At 65.7% G+C, this 15498-nt stretch carries 12 protein-coding genes; all 12 read left to right on the top strand.

Going from position 1 to position 15498, the window contains the following annotated elements:
* Positions 1–97: 97 nt before the first annotated feature.
* The 12 genes from NAO55_RS12870 (at position 98) to dctM (ending at position 15480) form a co-directional block, all read left to right on the top strand.
* Positions 98–1174 (top strand): HlyD family secretion protein, encoded by a 1077-nt coding sequence (locus tag NAO55_RS12870; RefSeq protein ID WP_102839179.1) that lies wholly within the window; start codon positions 98–100, stop codon positions 1172–1174.
* Positions 1171–3915 (top strand): ribosome-associated ATPase/putative transporter RbbA, encoded by a 2745-nt coding sequence (rbbA, locus tag NAO55_RS12865; RefSeq protein ID WP_102839178.1) that lies wholly within the window; start codon positions 1171–1173, stop codon positions 3913–3915. Before NAO55_RS12870 ends, rbbA begins: the two co-directional genes overlap by 4 nt.
* Position 3916: 1 nt before the next feature.
* Entirely contained in the window at positions 3917–5044 is a 1128-nt protein-coding gene (locus tag NAO55_RS12860) for an ABC transporter permease (protein WP_102839177.1), read from the top strand.
* A 214-nt stretch (positions 5045–5258) separates the two neighbouring features.
* On the top strand, positions 5259–6329 hold the full coding sequence (rfbB, locus tag NAO55_RS12855; RefSeq protein WP_102839176.1) for a dTDP-glucose 4,6-dehydratase: 1071 nt from the start codon (positions 5259–5261) through the stop codon (positions 6327–6329).
* Positions 6326–7198 carry a glucose-1-phosphate thymidylyltransferase RfbA gene (gene rfbA / locus NAO55_RS12850; protein WP_063540331.1) on the top strand — a complete coding sequence of 291 codons (873 nt, stop codon included), beginning with the start codon at positions 6326–6328 and terminating at the stop codon, positions 7196–7198. Before rfbB ends, rfbA begins: the two co-directional genes overlap by 4 nt.
* Positions 7195–7740 (top strand): dTDP-4-dehydrorhamnose 3,5-epimerase, encoded by a 546-nt coding sequence (gene rfbC / locus NAO55_RS12845; protein WP_063540330.1) that lies wholly within the window; start codon positions 7195–7197, stop codon positions 7738–7740. The genes rfbA and rfbC overlap by 4 nt, the downstream gene beginning before the upstream one ends.
* The gene (rfbD, locus tag NAO55_RS12840; protein WP_102839175.1) at positions 7737–8651 is read left to right on the top strand and encodes a dTDP-4-dehydrorhamnose reductase; all 915 of its coding nucleotides are present in this window, start codon (positions 7737–7739) and stop codon (positions 8649–8651) included. Before rfbC ends, rfbD begins: the two co-directional genes overlap by 4 nt.
* 124 nt (positions 8652–8775) lie before the next feature.
* Positions 8776–10581 (top strand): sensor histidine kinase, encoded by a 1806-nt coding sequence (locus NAO55_RS12835; protein WP_102839174.1) that lies wholly within the window; start codon positions 8776–8778, stop codon positions 10579–10581.
* Complete coding sequence (locus NAO55_RS12830; RefSeq protein ID WP_102839173.1) at positions 10578–11972, top strand: sigma-54-dependent transcriptional regulator; 1395 nt, start codon at positions 10578–10580, stop codon at positions 11970–11972. The genes NAO55_RS12835 and NAO55_RS12830 overlap by 4 nt, the downstream gene beginning before the upstream one ends.
* Positions 11973–12313: 341 nt before the next feature.
* Positions 12314–13309 (top strand): C4-dicarboxylate TRAP substrate-binding protein DctP, encoded by a 996-nt coding sequence (dctP, locus tag NAO55_RS12825; protein WP_063540326.1) that lies wholly within the window; start codon positions 12314–12316, stop codon positions 13307–13309.
* Positions 13310–13573: 264 nt separating this feature from the next.
* Complete coding sequence (locus NAO55_RS12820) at positions 13574–14200, top strand: TRAP transporter small permease (RefSeq protein WP_063540325.1); 627 nt, start codon at positions 13574–13576, stop codon at positions 14198–14200.
* A complete protein-coding gene (dctM, locus tag NAO55_RS12815) occupies positions 14200–15480 on the top strand; it encodes a C4-dicarboxylate TRAP transporter large permease protein DctM (protein ID WP_063540324.1) in 1281 nt (426 codons plus the stop codon). Before NAO55_RS12820 ends, dctM begins: the two co-directional genes overlap by 1 nt.
* The last annotated feature ends 18 nt before the right edge of the window (positions 15481–15498 follow it).

Raw genomic sequence — 15498 nt, 5'->3', positions numbered from 1 at the left:
AAACGCGTTAAACAGCAGTTTTATTGACTCAGGCTAAGCGCGGCCCGCCGGGGCATCGCTTAGCATGCAGACCAGTGCTTCACGATAAGGAACGCCCATGAAAGCGCCAGCCCAGAAAAAACTTCGCCGGGTGCTGTTCGCGCTCGCCGCGCTGGTCGTCGTCGGCCTGCTGGTATGGTCGGAACTGCGTCCCGACGGCCTGGGCGACGGCTTCGCCAGCGGCAATGGGCGCATCGAGGCCACCGAGATCGACGTTGCAACCAAGCTCGGTGGGCGCATCCGCGAGATCAGCGTCGACGAAGGCGACTTCGTCCAGCCCGGCCAAGTCATCGCACGGATGGACACCGAGGTACTGGAGGCCCAGCTCAACCAGGCCCGTGCCCAGGTGCGCCAAGCGGAAAATGCCATCCTCACCGCCCAGGCGCTGGTCACCCAGCGCGAGAGCGAGAAGGCCACCGCCGAGGCCGTGGTGCTGCAGCGCCGTGCCGAGCTGACCGCCGCGCAGAAGCGCCACCAACGCACCAAGACGCTGGTCGACCGCAACGCCATGCCGCGCCAGCAGCTGGACGACGACCTCGCCGCCATGCAGAGCGCTCAGGCCGCGCTGGCTGCCTCCCGCGCCCAGGTGTTGTCCGCCGACGCCGGTATCGCCGCCGCCAGGTCGCAGGTGATCGAGGCACAGTCGGCGCTGGAGGCTGCCCAGGCCAGCGTCGTGCGGCTGCAGGCGGACATCAGCGACAGCGAGCTGAAGACCGACCGCGTGGCCCGCGTGCAGTACCGCGTCGCGCAGCCGGGTGAGGTGCTCGGCGCCGGTGGCAAGCTGCTCAATCTGGTCGACCTGGCCGACGTCTACATGACCTTCTTCCTGCCCGAGCGCCAGGCCGGCCGTGTCGCCATGGGTTCGGAGGCACGGCTGGTGATCGATGCCGCACCGCAGTACGTGATTCCGGCCAAGATCACCTACGTCGCCAGCGTCGCGCAGTTCACGCCGAAGACCGTGGAAACCGAAAGCGAGCGCGAGAAGCTGATGTTCCGGGTCAAGGCGCGGATCGACCCCGAGCTGCTGAAGAAGCACATGGAACAGGTCAAGACCGGCCTGCCGGGCGTCGCTTACCTGAAGCTGGACGCCGACGCCGAATGGCCGGCGCACCTGCAGATCAATGTCGGCCAATGAACCAGTCCCCTGCCCCGGTCGCCGAGATCAGCGGCGTCAGCCTGCAGTACGGCAAGACCCGCGCGCTGGATGACCTCAGCCTGAGCCTGCCGGCACGCTGCATGGTCGGCCTGATCGGCCCGGATGGCGTCGGCAAGTCCAGCCTGCTGGCGCTGATCGCCGGTGCGCGCAAGCTGCAGCAGGGCCATGTGCAGGTGCTCGACGGCGACATGGGCGATGCCGGCCACCGCCGCGCGGTCTGCCCGCGCATTGCCTACATGCCCCAGGGGCTGGGCAAGAACCTCTACCCGACGCTGACGGTGTTCGAGAACCTCGAGTTCTTCGGCCGGCTGTTCGGTCAGGACGCCGCCGAGCGGCGCTGGCGCATCGCCGAGCTGACCCGCAGCACCGGCCTGGCGCCATTCGTCGAGCGCCCGGCGGGCAAGCTCTCCGGTGGCATGAAGCAGAAGCTCGGCCTCTGCTGCGCGCTGATCCACGACCCCGACCTGCTGATCCTCGACGAGCCCACCACCGGCGTCGACCCGCTGTCGCGCGCGCAGTTCTGGGAGCTGATCGAGCGCATCCGTGGCGAACGCCCGCAGATGAGTGTGCTGGTGGCCACCGCCTACATGGACGAGGCGCAGCGCTTCGACCATCTGGTGGCGATGGACGCCGGCCAGGTGCTGGCCACCGGCACGCCGGTCGAACTCCTGGCGCGCACCGGCAGCGACACCCTGGAGCAGGCCTTCATCCGCCTGCTGCCGGATGCCAAGCGCAGCCAGCACCGCGAGCTGATCATCCCGCCGCAGCCGGCGAGCGACAGCATCGCCATCGAGGCCCACGGGCTGACCATGCGCTTCGGCGATTTCGTCGCGGTGGACCGGGTCAATTTCCGCATCGCCCGCGGCGAGATCTTCGGTTTCCTCGGCTCCAACGGCTGCGGCAAGACCACCACCATGAAGATGCTCACCGGCCTGCTGCCCGCCAGCGAGGGCGAGGCGCTGCTGTTCGGCAAGCCGGTGGACCCGCACGACATGCAGACCCGCCAGCGCGTCGGCTACATGTCCCAGGCCTTCTCGCTGTACAGCGAGCTGAGCGTGCGACAGAACCTCGACCTGCACGCGCGGCTGTTCCACCTGCCGGCAGAGCGGCGCGACGCGCGGGTGCAGGAGATGCTCGATCGCTTCGACCTCAGCGGCGACGCCGAGAGCCTGCCGAGCAGCCTGCCGCTGGGCGTGCGCCAGCGTCTGTCGCTGGCGGTGGCGGTGATCCACAACCCGGAGATCCTGATCCTCGACGAACCCACCTCGGGGGTCGACCCGATCGCCCGAGACGGCTTCTGGGAACTCCTGGTGCAGCTGTCGCGCGAGGACGGCGTGACCATCTTCATCTCCACCCACTTCATGAACGAGGCGCTGCGCTGCGACCGCATCTCACTGATGCACGCCGGGCGAGTGCTCGACAGCGACACGCCGCAGGCGCTGATGGCCAAGCGCGGGCTGCCGACGCTGGAACAGACCTTTATCGCCTACCTGGAGGAAGCCGCCGCGGCCAATACCGCCGAGCAGCCGGCCGCCGCGACGCCGGCCAGCACGCGCGGCCCGCTCGAGGCATCCGGCGACAGCAGCCGTCAGGCCCGCTTCAGCCTGCGCCGTCTGCTCAGCTATACCCGCCGCGAGGCCATGGAGCTGCGCCGCGATCCGATCCGCGCGACGCTGGCAATGCTCGGCAGCGTGCTGCTGATGTTCATCATGGGTTACGGGGTCAGCTTCGACGTGGAGAACCTGACCTACGCCGTGCTCGACCGTGACCAGACCACCACCAGCCAGCACTACCTGCTGAACATGGCCGGCTCGCGCTACTTCATCGAGAAGGCGCCACTGGCCAGCCATGCCGAGCTCGATCAGCGTCTGCGCAGCGGCGACATCAGTCTGGCCGTGGAGATTCCGCCGAACTTCGGCCGCGACCTCAAGCGCGGCGCGGTGCCGCAAGTCGCGTTCTGGATCGATGGCGCCATGCCGATGCGCGCCGACACCATCAAGGGCTATGTGCAGGGCATCCACCTCAACTACCTGCAGCAGCTGGCCCGCGAGGCCGGTGTCGAAGGGCAGCTGGCACCGGCCGATGTCGCCATCCGCTACCGCTACAACCCTGACGTGCAGAGCCTGCCAGCCATGGCGCCGGCGATGATCCCGCTGCTGCTGATGATGATCCCGGCGATGCTCACCGCCCTCGGCGTGGTGCGCGAAAAGGAACTGGGCTCGATCACCAACTTCTACGTCACCCCGACCACCCGCCTGGAATTCCTGCTCGGCAAGCAGCTGCCCTATATCGCGCTGGGCATGTTCAACTTCGCCACCCTGGCGCTGCTGGCGGTGTTCGTCTTCGGCATTCCGATCAAGGGCAGCATCCTCACCCTCTGCCTCGGCGCGCTGCTCTACGTCACCTGCGCCACCGGCCTGGGACTGCTGATGTCGGCGATTTTCAACAGCCAGATCGCGGCGATCTTCGGCACGACCATCGTCACGCTGCTGCCGGCGATCCAATTCTCCGGGCTGATCCACCCGGTCTCGGCGATGGAGGGCGCCGGCGCCTTCGTCGGCAAGCTCTACCCAACCAGCCACTTCCTGATCATCAGCCGCGGGGTATTCTCCAAGGCGCTCGGGCTGGCCGAGCTGTATCCCTATTTCATTCCCATGCTGCTGGCCATTCCGCTGCTGACCCTGCTCAGCGTCGCCGGCCTGCGCAAGCAGGAGAAATGACATGGGTGGCCTGCGACGCAAGCTCGGCAACATCTTCCAGCTCGGCCTCAAGGAACTGCGCAGCCTCTACCGCGATCCGGCGATGCTGGTGCTGATCATCTATTCGTTCACCGTGGCGGTCTACGAAGGCGCCACGGCGATTCCCGAGGCGCCGCACCGCGCCAGTATCGCGGTGGTCGACGAGGACCGCTCGCAGGCGTCGCTGCGCATCATCAACGCCTTTCAGCTGCCCTACTTCATCGAGCCGAAGGCCATCAGCCATCAGGAGATGGACAGCGGCATGGACGACGGCCTCTACACCTTCACCCTGAACATCCCGCCGCGCTTCCAGCAGGACCTGCTCGCCGGCCGCCAGCCGACCATCCAGCTCAACGTCGATGCCACCCAGGTCAGCCAGGCGTTCACCGGCGCAGGGCACATCCAGCAGATCATCGCCAGCGAGACCGCCGAATTCGTCCGCCGCTACCGCAGCGAAGACGTGCTGCCGGTCGAAGCGGTGGTGCGCACCGCGTTCAACCCCAACCTCAGCCGCGCCTGGTTCGGCGCGGTGAACGAGGTGATCAACCAGATCACCATGCTGGCGATCATCCTCACCGGCGCGGCGCTTATCCGCGAGCGCGAGCACGGCACCATCGAGCACCTTCTGGTGATGCCGGTGACGCCGTTCGAGATCATGGTCGGCAAGGTCTGGGCGATGGGTCTGGTGGTGCTGGCGGCAGCGGCGTTCGCCCTGCGCTTCGTCGTCGAGGGCTGGCTCGATATCCCGATCCAGGGCTCGCTGTGGCTGTTCGCCGGCGGTGCGGCGCTGCACCTGTTCGCCGCCACCTCGATGGGCATCTTCTTCGGCACGGTGGCGCGCTCCATGCCGCAGCTGGGCCTGCTGGTGATCCTCACGCTGATCCCGCTGCAGATCCTCTCCGGCGGGGTGACGCCGCGCGAGAGCATGCCGGAGTTGGTGCAGAGCATCATGCTGGTGGCGCCGACCACGCATTTCGTCGAGCTGGCTCAGGCGATCCTGTTCCGCAATGCCGGCACGGCCATCGTCTGGCCGCAGCTGCTGGCGCTGATGGTGATCGGCACAGTGTTCTTCATCGGTGCGCTGTCGCGGCTGCGGGTGTCGTTGCGCTAGCGGCTACGCTTTCTTCACTACGCCCGCGTCGTCAGACCGACCGCTCTAGCCCGAAGCTTTATGGCATCACGCCAGCATCCTAGGTTTATGTTGGTAACCAAACGGTCACCCGGCGCCCCACCACACCCGGGAATTTTTGCATCGACGGCCGGTCTATCGTGCCGACATGCTAAGAGCCTGACGCTCGACAGCGCGCCAAGGAAGCCCCATCACTATGCGCATTCTCGTTACTGGCGGTGCCGGATTCATCGGTTCCGCACTGATCCGTCACCTCATTCTCGATACCGAGCACAGCGTGCTCAACCTGGACAAACTGACCTATGCCGGCAACCTCGAGTCGCTGGCCAGCGTGGAAGACAACCCGCGCTATCAGTTCCTCCAGGCCGACATCGCCGATCGTGAGCGGGTCAGCGAGGCGCTGCTGGAGTTCCAGCCGGACGCCATCATGCATCTGGCCGCCGAGTCCCATGTCGACCGCTCCATCGACGGCCCGGCCGAGTTCATCCAGACCAACATCGTTGGCACCTACCAGCTGCTCGAAGCGGCCCGCGCCTACTGGCAGACACTGCCGGCCGAACGTCGCGAGGCTTTCCGCTTTCACCATATTTCCACCGACGAGGTGTACGGCGACCTGCATGGTGTCGACGATCTGTTCACCGAGACCACGCCCTACGCGCCCAGCTCGCCTTATTCGGCCAGCAAGGCCTCGTCGGACCACCTGGTCCGGGCCTGGCAGCGTACCTACGGCCTACCGGTGCTGATCACCAACTGCTCGAACAACTACGGGCCGTTCCACTTCCCCGAGAAGCTGATCCCGCTGGTGATTCTCAACGCGCTGGATGGCAAACCGCTGCCGGTATACGGCGACGGCTCGCAGATCCGCGACTGGCTGTTCGTCGAGGACCACGCCCGCGCGCTGTTCAAGGTGGTCAGCGAGGGCAAGGTCGGCGAGACCTACAACATCGGCGGCCACAACGAGCAGAAGAACATCGAGGTGGTGCGCGGTATCTGCGCGCTGCTGGAAGAGCTGGCACCGAACAAGCCCGCCGGCCTCGCCCGTTATGAAGACCTGATCACCTTCGTCAAGGATCGCCCGGGCCACGACCTGCGCTACGCCATCGACGCCAGCAAGATCGAGCGCGAACTCGGCTGGGTGCCGCAGGAAACCTTCCAGAGCGGCCTGCGCAAGACCGTGCAGTGGTACCTGAACAACCTCGAATGGTGCCGTCGCGTCCAGGACGGCAGCTATCAACGCGAGCGCCTCGGCGCCCTGGAGAACGCATGAAAGGAATCATCCTCGCCGGAGGCTCCGGCACTCGTCTGCATCCCATCACCCTTGGCGTATCCAAGCAGCTGCTGCCGATCTACGACAAGCCGATGGCCTACTACCCGATCTCGGTGCTGATGCTTGCCGGCATCCGCGACATCCTGGTCATTTCCACGCCGCAGGATCTGCCGCAGTACCAGAACCTGCTGGGCGACGGCAGCCAGTTCGGCGTCAATTTCAGCTATGCCGAGCAGCCTTCGCCGGACGGCCTGGCGCAGGCCTTCCTGATCGGTGAAGAATTCATCGGCGATGATTCGGTGTGCCTGATCCTCGGCGACAACATCTTCCACGGCCAGCACTTCACCGAGAAGCTGCAACGCGCCGCGCGTCAGGAGAAGGGCGCCACGGTGTTCGGCTACTGGGTCAAGGACCCGGAGCGCTTCGGCGTGATCGACTTCGACGCGGACGGCAAGGCGCTGTCCATCGAGGAGAAGCCGAAAAAGCCCAAGTCCAGCTACGCAGTGACCGGCCTGTACTTCTACGACAACGACGTGATCGAGATCGCCAAGTCGATCAAGCCCTCGCCGCGCGGCGAGCTGGAGATCACCGACGTCAACATGGCCTACCTCGAGCGCGGCGACCTCAATGTCGAGCGCTTCGGCCGCGGCTTCGCCTGGCTCGACACCGGTACCCACGACAGCCTGCTGGAAGCCTCGCAGTACGTGCAGACCATCGAGCACCGCCAGGGCCTGAAGGTGGCCTGCCTGGAGGAAATCGCCTATCAGAACAAGTGGATCGACCGCGAGCAGCTGCTGCGTCGCGCCGATGCGCTGGGCAAGACCGGCTACGGCCAGTACCTGTTCAAGCTGGCGGGTGAAGACGCATGAAGGTCGTCGAAACCAGCATTCCCGACGTACTGATCATCGAGCCCAAGGTCTTCGGCGACGAACGCGGTTTCTTCTACGAAAGCTTCAACGCGGCCGCTTTCGAGGCGGCCACGGGGCTCAAGCGCCAGTTCGTCCAGGACAACCACTCCAAGTCCCAGCGCGGCGTGCTGCGCGGGCTGCACTACCAGATCCAGCAGCCGCAGGGAAAACTGGTGCGGGTGGTGGCCGGCGAGGTGTTTGATGTCGCCGTCGACCTGCGCAAGAGTTCGCCGAGCTTCGGCCGCTGGTTCGGCACCCACCTGAGCGCGCAGAACCAGCGGCAACTGTGGATTCCCGAAGGCTTCGCACACGGCTTCGTGGTGCTCAGCGAGAGCGCTGAATTCCTCTACAAGACCACCGACTACTATGCGCCGGAGCACGAGCGCAGCCTGCTGTGGAACGACCCGGCGCTCGGCATTCAATGGCCGATCGACGAGGCGCCACAATTGTCCGCCAAGGACCAGGCCGGCAAGCTGCTACGCGATGCGGAGCTGTTTCCATGAAAATCCTGATCACCGGCAGCACGGGGCAGCTCGCCCGCGAATTGCAAGTGGAACTGGCAGGCACCGGCAAGCTGCTCGCCCTCGGGCACAAAGCACTGGATCTCGCCGTACCCGAACAGATTCGTGAGCAGGTGCGCCTGTTGCGGCCGGACCTGATCATCAACGCGGCGGCCTATACCGCCGTTGACCCCGCGGAAAGCCACCGCGAGCAGGCCTTCGCGGTCAACGCCCGCGGCCCGCAGGTGCTCGCTGAAGAAGCCGCGCGGCTCGGTGTGCCGCTGATCCATTACTCCACCGACTACGTGTTCGACGGGCGCAAGGCCGAACCCTACGATGAAACCGACCTGCCACAGCCGCTCAATGTCTATGGCGCCAGCAAGCTGGCCGGCGAACAGGCGATCCAGGCCGTCGGCGGCGAACACCTGATCCTGCGCACCAGCTGGGTCTACTCCCAGCATGGCAAGAATTTCCTGCTGACCATGCAGCGCCTGCTGCAGGAGCGCGATGCGCTGTCGGTGGTCAGCGACGAGATCGGCGCGCCGACCTGGGCCGCAACCATCGCCCGCGTCACCGCCGAGCTGGTGCGCAAGCGCAACGCCGGGCAGGCCGGGCCGAGCGGGTTGTATCACCTCAGCGCCAGCGGCGAGGCCTCCTGGTACGGCTTCGCCTGCAGCATCGCCGAGCGGTTGCGCCAGGAAGGACGCCTGCGCGCCGAGATCACCCCGATCCTGTCCAGGAACTACCCGACCGCGGCGCAGCGCCCACTTAACTCGCGGCTCAACTGCGCGCGGCTGCGGCAGGATTGGGGAGTCACCCTCCCCGACTGGGAAACCGCCCTGCACGAGTGCCTCAACCGGGCCCGCGGCTTCGACAGCGAAGAGGCCCCGCAGCCCGTCGCCGCGGGACGCTGATCCAGCTGGTCACCGCGCCGCTTGGCCACGCCGCAGTCAGGCGTTTTTCCGCCGCCTCGACCACCGACGCTGAACGCCGGCACGCTCTGCGTGCATAATGCGCCGGACCCTCAGGCGCCCACGCATGACCGTACCGCTCCCTCCCCGCCGCCCACGCTGGCGCAATCTCGCCCTGCTGGCCTTGCTGCTGGCGCCCTTGCTGTGGCCGTTGCAACAGCTCGCCGAGCGCTATTACCGCAACGAACTGACCGAACAGAACCGCCAGACCCTGGACCTGTACGTCGCCAACCTGCTCGGCACGCTGAATCGCTACGAGGTGCTGCCGCGCATCCTCGGCGATCTGCCCGCTCTGCGCGCCGTGCTGCAGGAGGATTCGCCACAGGTGCGCGACAACGCCAATCGCCTGCTCAAGCGGCTGCGCAAGCAGACCGGTGCCGACGTCATCTACCTGATGGCGACCGACGGCAACACCCTGGCCGCCTCCAACTGGGACGAGGAAGACAGCTTCGTCGACCGCAACTTCGCCTTCCGCCCCTATTTCCGTCAGGCCATGGAAGGTCGCCTGGGGCGCTTCTTCGGCCTCGGCACGACTTCCGGCAAGCGTGGCTACTACTTTGGCGCGGCGGTGCGCGACGGTGATCAGGTGCTCGGCGTGCTGGTGGTCAAGGTCGACCTCGATCACACCGAGACACTCTGGGGTAGCACGCCGGAGCAACTGCTGGTGACCGACAACTTTGGCGTAGTGATCCTCACCTCGCGACCGGAGTGGCGGTTCCGCGCCACCCGCGGGCTGGGCGTCGACGAGCGCGAGCAGATTGCCTTCGACCAGCCCTATCCGACCCTGTATCCGCAAGACCTGACACTGGACATCGACGCCTGGCTGATCCAGAGCCGCGAGTTGAAGGAGACCGGTTGGACGGTGCGTATTCTCGCGCCGGTGAACCTGGTCGAACGCCCGGTGCGCACCGTCGTCGCCATCGGCGCCGCCACATTGCTGGCACTGCTGCTCTGGCTCGGCCTGCTGATGCAGCGCCGCCGGCACTTCCTCGAACGGCTGGCGCTGGACAGCCAGGCACGTCAGCAGCTGGAGCAACGGGTGCAGGAGCGCACCCGCGATCTGGAGGCACTGAACAGCCGGCTCAAGGTCGAGGTGCTCGAGCGCGAGCAGGCCCAGCAGGAACTGGTGCGCGCCCAGGACGAGCTGTTGCAGGCCGGCAAGCTGTCGGCGCTGGGCACCATGTCGGCGAGCATCAGCCACGAACTCAACCAGCCGTTGGCGGCCATTCGCAGCTACGCCGACAACGCCGGTGTGCTGCTCGAGCACGGCCGCACCAGCGAGGCACGCGACAATCTCCGGCTGATCAGCGAACTGACCGCGCGCATGGCCTCGATCATCGCCCACCTGCGCGCCTTTGCCCGCCGCGACCAGCACGCGCCGGAACGGGTGGCGCTGCAGCCGGCGCTGGACGATGCCCTCGCCCTGCTCGCCAAACGCCGCCAGGCCATGGGTGTCGAGCTGATCCGCGATCTGCCGGAGGCCACCCTCTGGGTGCAGGCCGGCGAAACGCGGCTGCGGCAGATTCTCGCCAACCTGCTGGCCAACGCCCTCGATGCCCTGGCCGAACGCCCGCAACCACGGCGTATCTGGCTGCGTGCCGAACGCGAAGGCGACGGCGTGCTGCTGAGCCTGCGCGACAATGGCCCAGGCTTCTCTGCCGAGGCATTGCAGCGCGCCCGCGAACCCTTTTTCACCACCAAGACCAGCGCTCAGGGCCTGGGCCTCGGCCTGGCGATCTGCGATACCCTGATCCGCGCCCTGGGCGGTGAGCTGCGCATGAGCAACCATCCCGAGGGTGGCGCGCAGCTCGGCCTGTTCCTGCGTAGCGCCGAACCCGGCGTGGCCTTTCCCAGCGAGGACCATCTCCAATGAGCAGCGACACCCCGATCAGTGCCCAGGCCCAGGTGGTGCTGATCGACGACGATCCGCATCTGCGCCAGGCGCTGAGCCAGACCCTCGACCTGGCCGGGCTCGAGGTCGTCAGCCTGGGCGATGCTCGCGGCCTGGCTGCACGCCTGCCGGCGGACTGGCAGGGGGTGGTGGTCAGTGACATCCGCATGCCTGGGATCGACGGGCTGGAGTTGCTGCAACAGCTGCGCGCACGCGACAACGAGCTGCCGGTGATCCTCATCACCGGGCACGGTGACATCCAGCTGGCAGTGCAGGCCATGCGCGCCGGTGCCTACGACTTCCTGGAAAAGCCTTTCCCCAGCGAAGCGCTGCTGGACAGCGTGCGCCGCGCCCTGGCGTTGCGCCAGCTGGTGCTGGACAACCGCTCCCTGCGCCTGGCGCTGGCCGACCGCCAACAGCTGTCGGCGCGCCTGCTCGGCCAGTCCCGGGCGATGCTGCGCCTGCGCGAGCAGATCGGCGCACTGGCCGGCACCCAGGCTGATGTCCTGATTCTTGGCGAGACCGGCGCCGGCAAGGAGGTGGTAGCCCGCGCGCTGCACGACCTGTCGAACCGACGCAACGGCCCCTTCGTCGCGATCAACGCCGGCGCCCTGGCCGAGTCGGTGGTGGAGAGCGAGCTGTTCGGCCACGAGCCCGGCGCCTTCACCGGCGCGCAGAAGCGCCGGATCGGCAAGTTCGAGTTCGCCAATGGCGGCACCCTGTTCCTCGACGAAATCGAGAGCATGAGCCTCGATGTGCAGGTCAAGCTGCTGCGCCTGCTGCAGGAGCGGGTGGTCGAGCGGCTCGGCGGCAACCAGTCGATCGCCCTGGACATCCGCGTCATCGCCGCGACCAAGGAAGACCTGCGCGTGGCCGCCGACCAGGGCCGCTTTCGCGCCGACCTGTACTACCGGCTCAATGTCGCGCCGTTGCGTATCCCTTCGCTGCGCGAACGCAGCGAAGACATCCTTTTGCTGTTCCAGCATTTCGCCGAAGCCGCCGCCCAGCGCCATGGCCTGCCGATCCGCGAACTGCAGCCGGAGCAGCGTGCCGTGCTGCTGCAACACGCCTGGCCGGGCAACGTACGCGAACTGCAGAACACCGCCGAGCGCTTCGCCCTCGGGCTGGGGCTGGGCCTGGATGTGCCGGGCAGTGAGCCAGCGACCAGCCTCGCCAGCGGCGGCAGCCTCGGCGAGCAGGTCGATGCCTTCGAGCGCGCATTGATCGCCGCCGAGTTGAATCGCCCGCACGGCTCGCTGCGCAGCGTCGCCGAAGCCCTCGGTCTGCCGCGCAAGACGCTGCACGACAAACTGCGCAAGCATGGCCTGAGCTTCGCCGACGCTGGCGGAAGCTCGCCCGATGACAACGACTAGATGGCGGAAAACCGCCATCCAACCTGCCTTTCAACGGTTCCGCTTTGCTCCCCTGCATCGCCTTCGACGCTTCACGGCCGCCGCTGGAATCGTGAAAAGGTGCGACCTAGACGCGCTTGTCGATAATCCGACATACAAAGTTCAACCATCGGCTGGGTAAACTTCCGGCGCACAGGAGGTACTGCTGCTTCTGGCACAGGCATTGCTCCTGCAACCCAACGAACTGAATGGAACGAGTCGCAACCGGCCATCGCCCTGCGCATTTGCCGCCTAGACTTGCCCTGCCGGTTCCTGCCGGAGACGCCCCGTGGCGCTCCATCCACAACAAGAGGAAACATCCAATGTTCAAACTGACTGCCAAGGCGCTGGCATGCGCCCTGTCGCTGAGCATCGCTGGTCTGGCCCACGCGGCTGACCCGATCACCATCAAGTTCTCGCATGTGGTCGCCGAAAATACGCCGAAAGGCCAGGGCGCCCTGATGTTCAAGAAACTGGTGGAAGAGCGTCTGCCGGGCAAGGTCGAGGTGCAGGTTTACCCGAACTCCTCGCTGTTCGGTGATGGCAAGGAAATGGAAGCCCTGCTGCTGGGCGACGTTCAGCTGATCGCCCCGTCGCTGGCCAAGTTCGAACACTACTCCAAGGGCGTTCAGGTCTATGACCTGCCGTTCCTGTTCGATGACATCGCGGCAGTCGACCGCTTCCAGAAGAGCGAGGCCGGCCAGAGCCTGCTGCGTTCCATGGAAGACAAGAACATCACCGGCCTGGGCTACTGGCACAACGGCATGAAGCAGCTGTCGGCCAACAAGGAACTGCGTGAGCCGAAAGACGCACGCGGCCTGAAGTTCCGCGTACAAGCGTCGGCCGTGCTGGACGAGCAGTTCAAGGCGCTGCGTGCCAACCCGCGCAAGATGAGCTTCGCCGAGGTGTACCAGGGCCTGCAGACCGGCGTGGTCAACGGTGCCGAGAACCCCTACTCGAACATCTACTCGCAGAAGATGCACGAAGTTCAGAAGCACATCACCGAGTCCGACCATGGCCTGCTGGACTACATGCTGATCACCAACACCAAGTTCTGGAACGGCCTGCCTGCCGATGTGCGTGGCGAGCTGGAAAAGATCGTGGAAGAAGTCACTGTTGAGGTGAACAAGCAGGCCGACGACCTGAACCAGAAAGCCAAGGCTGACATTCTGGCCGCTGGCACCACCGAGATTCTTGTGCTGACTCCGGAAGAGCGTGCCAAGTGGCGCGAAGCCATGAAGCCGGTGTGGAAGAAGTTCGAAGGCGAAATCGGTGCTGACCTGATCAAGGCCGCCGAAGCTGCCAACCAGGCTAAGTAAGCCTTTGCCGAGGGGCGGGCTCCCCGCCCCTTTGCTGTACTACCCAGCGATACCGACAGCTCAGTGAAAAAACACAGCAGCTGAAGAAGATGAGGCCCGCACCAAGGGCTGACAGGCATGGCCGAGGCGATCCCGGGCCGCGCCGCTTCGACAGTCACAACAAGAGTTTTTCATTGCTCTGTCCCCCAGCCTGCCCTGGCTGGTTCACGGCGCACCTCCGTGCTGCCTTCGATACAACAAGCAGTCCATCGGGAGATGTCATCCATGAACGCCCTCTGGCGCGTCTGGGACCACTTCGAGGAAGGTTTCATCGCCTTTCTGTTGGCCGCCATGACACTGGTGACCTTCGTTTACGTGATCCTCAACAACCTCTACACCCTTTTCTACGACCTGGGCGACCGCTTCGAGGGAAGCGCCGACTTCTGGTTCGCCATCGGTGATTTCATCATCGGGCTGGCCCAGTCCATGACCTGGAGCACCGCGCTGACCAAGGCGCTGTTCGCCTGGCTGATCTTCTCCGGCCTCGCCTATGGCGTGCGCACCGCCGGCCACATCGGCGTCGATGCGCTGGTCAAGCTGGCACCGCGGCATATCCAGCGTGTCATCGGCATCATCGCCTGCCTGTTCTGCCTGGGTTACGCCGGCCTGCTGACCGTGGCCAGCTTCGAGTGGATCCAGACCCTGTTCATCGCCAACATCGGCGCCGAAGACCTGGGCCATATCGGCATCAAGCAGTGGCACATCGGCATGATCGTGCCGTTCGGCTTCGCCATGGTGTTCATCCGTTTCGCCGAAATCTTCGTACGTATCCTGCGCAACGAGCAGACCGGCCTCGGCCTCGCCGATGAAGCGGCCGATGCGTTGAAGCATGGCGAAGAGGAGCCCAAGTAATGACCATCCTGTTCCTGTTCGTCGCCCTCTTCGTGCTGATGTTCATCGGCGTGCCGGTGGCCGTGTCCCTCGGCCTGGCTGGCTCGCTGACCATCATGATCTTCAGCCAGGACTCGGTGCGCTCGCTGGCGATCAAGCTGTTCGAGACCTCCGAGCACTACACCCTGCTGGCAATCCCGTTCTTCCTGCTGGCCGGCGCCTTCATGACCACCGGCGGGGTGGCCCGTCGCCTGATCGACTTCGCCAATGCCTGCGTCGGCCACATCCGTGGCGGTCTGGCGATCGGTGCGGTGCTGGCGTGCATGCTGTTCGCCGCGCTGTCCGGCTCGTCGCCGGCCACCGTGGCCGCGGTCGGCTCCATTGCCATCGCCGGCATGGTGCGCTCCGGTTACCCGCAGGCCTTCGGCGCCGGCATCGTCTGTAACGCCGGTACCCTGGGCATCCTGATTCCGCCGTCGGTGGTCATGGTGGTCTACGCCGCTGCCACCGAAACCTCGGTGGGCAAGCTGTTCATGGCCGGTGTCGTCCCGGGCATCCTGCTCGGCGGCGCGCTGATGCTGGCGATCTACATCATCGCGGTGAAAAAGAACCTGCCGGCACTGCCGCGCGCCAGCTTCCGCGAGTGGCTGTCCGCCGCACGCAAGGCGGTCTGGGGCCTGCTGCTGATGGTGATCATCCTCGGCGGCATCTACTCGGGCATGTTCACGCCCACCGAAGCGGCAGCCGTCGCGGCGGTGTATTCGGCCTTCGTCGCGCTGTTCGTCTACAAGGACCTGAGCTGGCGCGAGTGCCCGAAGGTGCTGCTGGAGTCCGGCAAGCTGAGCATCATGCTGATGTTCATCATCGCCAACGCCATGCTCTTCGCCCACGTACTGACCACCGAGCAGATTCCGCAGGCGATCACCGCCTGGGTGATCGAAGCCGGGCTGCAGCCGTGGATGTTCCTGCTGGTGGTGAACATCGTGCTGCTGGTCGCCGGGGCCTTCATGGAGCCGTCGGCGATCATCCTGATCCTGGCGCCGATCCTGTTCCCGATCGCCGTTCAGCTGGGCATCGACCCGATCCACCTCGGCATCATCATGGTGGTGAACATGGAGATCGGATTGATCACGCCACCGGTGGGCTTGAATCTGTTCGTCGCCTCAGCGGTGACCGGCATGCCAGTGACCCAGGTGATCCGCGCGGTGCTGCCATGGCTGGCACTGATGCTGAGCTTCCTGGTGATCATCACCTACGTGCCGTCGATTTCCCTGGGTCTACCGAACATGCTCGGCATGTAGCACGAAGCACTGACTTCC

This window comes from Stutzerimonas frequens (assembly GCF_024448335.1).
Classification (GTDB): Bacteria; Pseudomonadota; Gammaproteobacteria; order Pseudomonadales; family Pseudomonadaceae; genus Stutzerimonas; species Stutzerimonas frequens.
Note: the sequence above shows the minus strand (reverse complement) of the source record. Positions and strands in the feature narration are given on the sequence as shown.

What these genes read in the sequence shown, in the direction of transcription:
- NAO55_RS12870 (WP_102839179.1), top strand. Translation starts at nt 98, where the DNA reads ATGAAAGCGCCAGCCCAGAAAAAACTTCGCCGGGTGCTGTTCGCGCTC.
- rbbA (WP_102839178.1), top strand. Translation starts at nt 1,171, where the DNA reads ATGAACCAGTCCCCTGCCCCGGTCGCCGAGATCAGCGGCGTCAGCCTG.
- NAO55_RS12860 (WP_102839177.1), top strand. Translation starts at nt 3,917, where the DNA reads ATGGGTGGCCTGCGACGCAAGCTCGGCAACATCTTCCAGCTCGGCCTC.
- rfbB (WP_102839176.1), top strand. Translation starts at nt 5,259, where the DNA reads ATGCGCATTCTCGTTACTGGCGGTGCCGGATTCATCGGTTCCGCACTG.
- rfbA (WP_063540331.1), top strand. Translation starts at nt 6,326, where the DNA reads ATGAAAGGAATCATCCTCGCCGGAGGCTCCGGCACTCGTCTGCATCCC.
- rfbC (WP_063540330.1), top strand. Translation starts at nt 7,195, where the DNA reads ATGAAGGTCGTCGAAACCAGCATTCCCGACGTACTGATCATCGAGCCC.
- rfbD (WP_102839175.1), top strand. Translation starts at nt 7,737, where the DNA reads ATGAAAATCCTGATCACCGGCAGCACGGGGCAGCTCGCCCGCGAATTG.
- NAO55_RS12835 (WP_102839174.1), top strand. Translation starts at nt 8,776, where the DNA reads ATGACCGTACCGCTCCCTCCCCGCCGCCCACGCTGGCGCAATCTCGCC.
- NAO55_RS12830 (WP_102839173.1), top strand. Translation starts at nt 10,578, where the DNA reads ATGAGCAGCGACACCCCGATCAGTGCCCAGGCCCAGGTGGTGCTGATC.
- dctP (WP_063540326.1), top strand. Translation starts at nt 12,314, where the DNA reads ATGTTCAAACTGACTGCCAAGGCGCTGGCATGCGCCCTGTCGCTGAGC.
- NAO55_RS12820 (WP_063540325.1), top strand. Translation starts at nt 13,574, where the DNA reads ATGAACGCCCTCTGGCGCGTCTGGGACCACTTCGAGGAAGGTTTCATC.
- dctM (WP_063540324.1), top strand. Translation starts at nt 14,200, where the DNA reads ATGACCATCCTGTTCCTGTTCGTCGCCCTCTTCGTGCTGATGTTCATC.